This window comes from Methylocystis sp., assembly GCF_050246715.1.
Classification (GTDB): Bacteria; Pseudomonadota; Alphaproteobacteria; order Rhizobiales; family Beijerinckiaceae; genus Methylocystis.
This window is the reverse complement of record NZ_JBFWVN010000111.1, coordinates 1-3,855: the sequence shown is the minus strand read 5'-3', so window position 1 is coordinate 3,855 and position 3,855 is coordinate 1. Positions and strand designations below refer to the sequence as shown.

At 62.0% G+C, this 3,855-nt stretch carries 6 protein-coding genes; 5 read left to right on the top strand and 1 reads right to left on the bottom strand.

The features are described from left to right. The first annotated feature begins 244 nt into the window (after window positions 1–244). From AB7I51_RS17795 to AB7I51_RS17785, 3 genes are all read left to right on the top strand, one after another. Window positions 245–565, top strand: coding sequence for a hypothetical protein (locus AB7I51_RS17795; RefSeq protein ID WP_428405612.1), 321 nt, complete (start codon window positions 245–247; stop codon window positions 563–565). Between the two features lie 318 nt (window positions 566–883). Further along, window positions 884–1,135 (top strand): hypothetical protein, encoded by a 252-nt coding sequence (locus AB7I51_RS17790; protein WP_428405613.1) that lies wholly within the window; start codon window positions 884–886, stop codon window positions 1,133–1,135. Between the two features lie 214 nt (window positions 1,136–1,349). Further along, window positions 1,350–1,598 (top strand): hypothetical protein, encoded by a 249-nt coding sequence (locus AB7I51_RS17785; RefSeq protein WP_428405614.1) that lies wholly within the window; start codon window positions 1,350–1,352, stop codon window positions 1,596–1,598. Window positions 1,599–1,733: 135 nt separating this feature from the next. Here AB7I51_RS17785 and AB7I51_RS17780 read toward each other — a convergent pair whose 3' ends face one another. Beyond that, on the bottom strand, window positions 1,734–2,117 hold the full coding sequence (locus AB7I51_RS17780; RefSeq protein WP_428405615.1) for an avidin/streptavidin family protein: 384 nt from the start codon (window positions 2,115–2,117) through the stop codon (window positions 1,734–1,736). 151 nt (window positions 2,118–2,268) lie between these two features. Between AB7I51_RS17780 and AB7I51_RS17775 the strand changes: the two genes are divergently transcribed. Further along, the gene (locus AB7I51_RS17775; RefSeq protein ID WP_428405616.1) at window positions 2,269–3,123 is read left to right on the top strand and encodes a tRNA nucleotidyltransferase; all 855 of its coding nucleotides are present in this window, start codon (window positions 2,269–2,271) and stop codon (window positions 3,121–3,123) included. Window positions 3,124–3,267: 144 nt separating this feature from the next. Continuing rightward, window positions 3,268–3,762 (top strand): hypothetical protein, encoded by a 495-nt coding sequence (locus tag AB7I51_RS17770; RefSeq protein WP_428405617.1) that lies wholly within the window; start codon window positions 3,268–3,270, stop codon window positions 3,760–3,762. Window positions 3,763–3,855 lie beyond the last annotated feature (93 nt).

Below are 3,855 nucleotides of genomic sequence, written 5' to 3'. Positions count from 1 at the left end.
GCGTCAGATACGGCGCAACCAACGACCATTCTTCATCACTGATATCAGACGGATAAGGCTTGCGAATCGGAACCATCCGATTCCATTAAACCCATCCCTCCCGAAAGTACATAACACCCTCTAGAGCGCGCTGCGAAAAAGCGGAAGCCGGCTTTTCGCGGGGAGCGCGCTCCAAATTGGACGCCGACCTACTGGCGCCGCATTTTTGTGCCCTTCTCCCGGGATGACCTTCGCACGCATCGCCATGGCGCTCATTTTTGCCCTCTCCGCCCGCGCCGCCCTGGCGCAGGAGGCGCCCTCGAGCGGCGGCGAATTCATCGGCCGGCTGTTCGACGCCACTGGATTGCGCGCCCCGCCCCGGCAAGCGGCCGATTTCGTTCGCGAATCGCGGCCCGAGCAGATGAACTATCGACCCTTCGACCCAAAGCCTCAGAAGGACCCCAAGCGCAAGACCGCCGCTGATCTCCGCGCCATGGGCGCCGGGCTCGAAGCGGCGGCGGCCGAGAACCGACGCCGCGCCGCCAGCGTCGCCACGCCCGACGCGCCGGCGAAGCCCGGTCGCTAGATTGGGCGGCTGGAAAAAGCGGCACTCGGCCTTTCGAGCGAAACGCCCTATCAGCCTTTGAGATCAAGCGACTGATCGACCGCGGCGCGCCGCCTGGTCGCAGCCCGATCCCTGTCGCTCGGACCCGCGTCGCCTAAGCGCGCCGGGCCTCGCCCGCTATGGCTGATCGCTCGTCTATCTAAGCGGAATTATTTCGATTCATCTCCGGATTTCTCGTCGATGTCAAAATCGTCATTTAAGTGTCATAGACTCTTGATACCGTCCGGTGTCGGAACATAGTATTCTCCACAACGCATCCTGCGTTGGGGAGATGTCCTCATGTCTAAATTCACACTGCTGCTGTCGACAGCCGCGGTCGCCGTCTTATTCGCCGGCGCCGCACAGGCCAGCCCCTATTATCCGTTCGCCTCTTGGGAAAGCACCGGCGCGCCGTTCGAACGCTGCTGGTGGCAGTCGGGGCCCTCGCGTCCCTACCGTCTATGCGTGCCGATTGCACCGCGCGCTTTGGGCTACTACGGCTATGGGGGTCGCACCCCTGACTACAATCCTGACATTGCGCCCGACGGATAATGATAAGCGCCGGCTAAATGAGCCGGCGCTTCATTCACAACGCCCTGCGCAGCGCTGCGCGTCGTCAGCGCTGTCGGCCTCGACCGCAACCAACGAGATTTCAGATGATTTCTCGTCTGTTGCGGCGCCGTTTCGCGACCGCAGCGCGCTCTTGATCGTGTCGCGAAGCGATTCATCTCTCCCTCATCGCACTCAAACGAAGGGAGATATTCAGATGCCGAAAATCTACTATCTGCTATCGATCGCCGCGATCGTCGCCGGTTTCGCCAGCGCCGCAGAGGCCAGTCCCTATTTTCCGTTCATTTCGGCGGGGTCCGGCGAAAGCACGGGCGCGCCTTATGAACATTGCTGGTGGCAGTCGGCGCCGTCGCGTCCCTATCGGCGCTGCGTCGCGATTCCGCCGCCCCATCCGACCTATCACGCCGGGCGCCACGGCCACGGCTGCTATCCCTGCAACAACTGACGCCCGCGCCGGCTCATCGGCCGGAACGGCTCTCGCGCAGAATGCGGCCCGTCGAGCGGCGGCCCCAAGACGCCCCATAGGCCGGCGTGGGTCGCCAAGCTCGACGCTCCGGCGACGCCCGTGCGGCGCGGGTGATTATGCGATGCGCACGAAAACATCGGCGCCGGCGTTGATCGACGCCCATTCCTCGCCGGGCGGCACCTGCGAGGTCATCTGCCATAGCGTATTGATCGTCTGCGTCGGAGCCTTCGGGTCGAGCTGGCCGACCCAGGCGGTGATCGCCTGGAAATCATCCCAATGCACGACGAAGGAGATCAGACCGCCGTCGACGAAGCCGCCGAGAACGCCGGTCGTCGACGTTCCGCCCTCGCTCACCGCGCTCACATATTTGCCCGAAATCACGTCGCCCTTCTGAGCGATCGTGGCGACGGAGCCGAGCTCATTCTTCCATTTGCCGGTGAAATTAACCGGCGCCCCAGTGCCCTTTGCGACGCGCAGAAGTGATTTTTCGAGAAGCATTTGAATAACTCCATTGGTGAGAATTTACTGCCGCAGGGGGCCGTCGCGCGCCACCGCTCCTTTGGCCTTCGCACCAATTTAACGCCGCGAATGTCGACGCCCGGCAAGGGCTTTGCATGTCCGGCGCAACCTTCTGAGCGTCGCTTCCACAATGGCCCCCTCTCCCACCTTCGACTTCGGACAGACCGATCCCGGCCTCGCCGTGCTGCGCATGGCGGCGCTGATCGCCCAGAGCGTCGACGATCCGGACGAGGAGACGCTCGATCTCCTCTTCGAACAGGTCGAGGCCGGCCATCTCGTCGACGTCCAGCCGGCGCAAATGTGGCCGGAGCTGATGCGCGGCCTGATGAGCCCGGCGCCGTCGAAGATGATCAAGACCCTGCGCGGATGCGGCGCGCTCGTCGAGGTCCTCCCCGAAGTCGCGGCGCTCTTCGGCGTGCCGCAGATTTCCGACGGGCAGGATGAGGTCGATCTCGGCCAACATCTGATGAGATCGCTCGACGCGGCGGCGAAGCGCGACGCGACGCTTCCCGTCCGCTTCGCGCTGCTCGCGATGAATGTCGGCAAGTCGGATTCGCCGCGCGAACATCTTCCCGTGCATTACAAACATGTCGAGCGCGGACGCCCGCGGATCGAGGAAATATGCGCGCGCTTTGGCGCGCCGGAAGACTGCCGCGATCTCGCGCTGCTGGCGCTTTCCGAATGCGAGCGCGTGCATCGCGTTTCAAAAATGCGCGCCGGGCCGGTGGCGCTGATGCTGGAGCGGATCGGGGCTTTTGACGCGCCCGAGCGCTTCCGCGAGCTGATGATCGTCTGCGCCTGCGATTTTGGCGCCCACGAGGGTCGCGAGGACGTGGCCTATCCTAAGGCGGCGCTGCTGGAGATTGCACTTGCGGCCTGCGCCGAGGTTGCGGCGACCGGCTCAGACGAAGCGCGCCAAACCGCCCGCGCCGAAGCGATCGCGCTGGCGTTTCGCTCGGAGAGATGGTCGAGCGAAGTGGGGTGACCTGCACCAGCTGAGGGTAGCTCTATAAATTAACTGCTTGACTGATGAGCGCCTTTCGTTTTCTGAAGGCCCGCGCCCGCAACGCTGAGAACCACGCACTTCACCCTCTCAACGACAGCGAGCACTGATCATGACTGATGTGTAATGAGTTCGGTGCAAGCCAGCCATCCAACGTATGAACTCCATTCGCTGGGATGGAAAGCGTTTCAGCAATTGTGCGTATCCGTCGCAGGCGAAGTTTGGGGTCAGGTTGTGCAGGGTTTTTATGACTCGCACGACGGCGGCCGCGACGGAGCGTTTTATGGAGTGTGGGTTCCCAAAAGGGGCGAAGCGCTTGAAGGCAACTTTGCCGCGCAATGCAAATTTTCTTACAAGCCGAATCGAACGCTGAATCTGCCGGACCTAAAGGACGAACTCGCCAAAGCAGCACGCCTTGCCGATCGTGGGCTAGCCGACAATTATATTCTGTTCACGAATATGCAGCTTACGGGAACCAACGACGAGACCATTCGCGCCGCCGTCGAGGCGATTCCGGGAATAAAGCGATGCGTTATTATTGGATGCGAGCGAATTTCGCAGTTCATCCAAGAATCGCCTCGCCTTAGAATGCTAGGCTCAGGACCTATTAAATTTGATTGAGGCGTGATTCACAAGAGGCTTCTGATTGGGAGGCCTTGAAGATGAGCAGCCTGTTTCTCCTGAGCGCGCGCCAGATGGCGCGGATATCTCCGT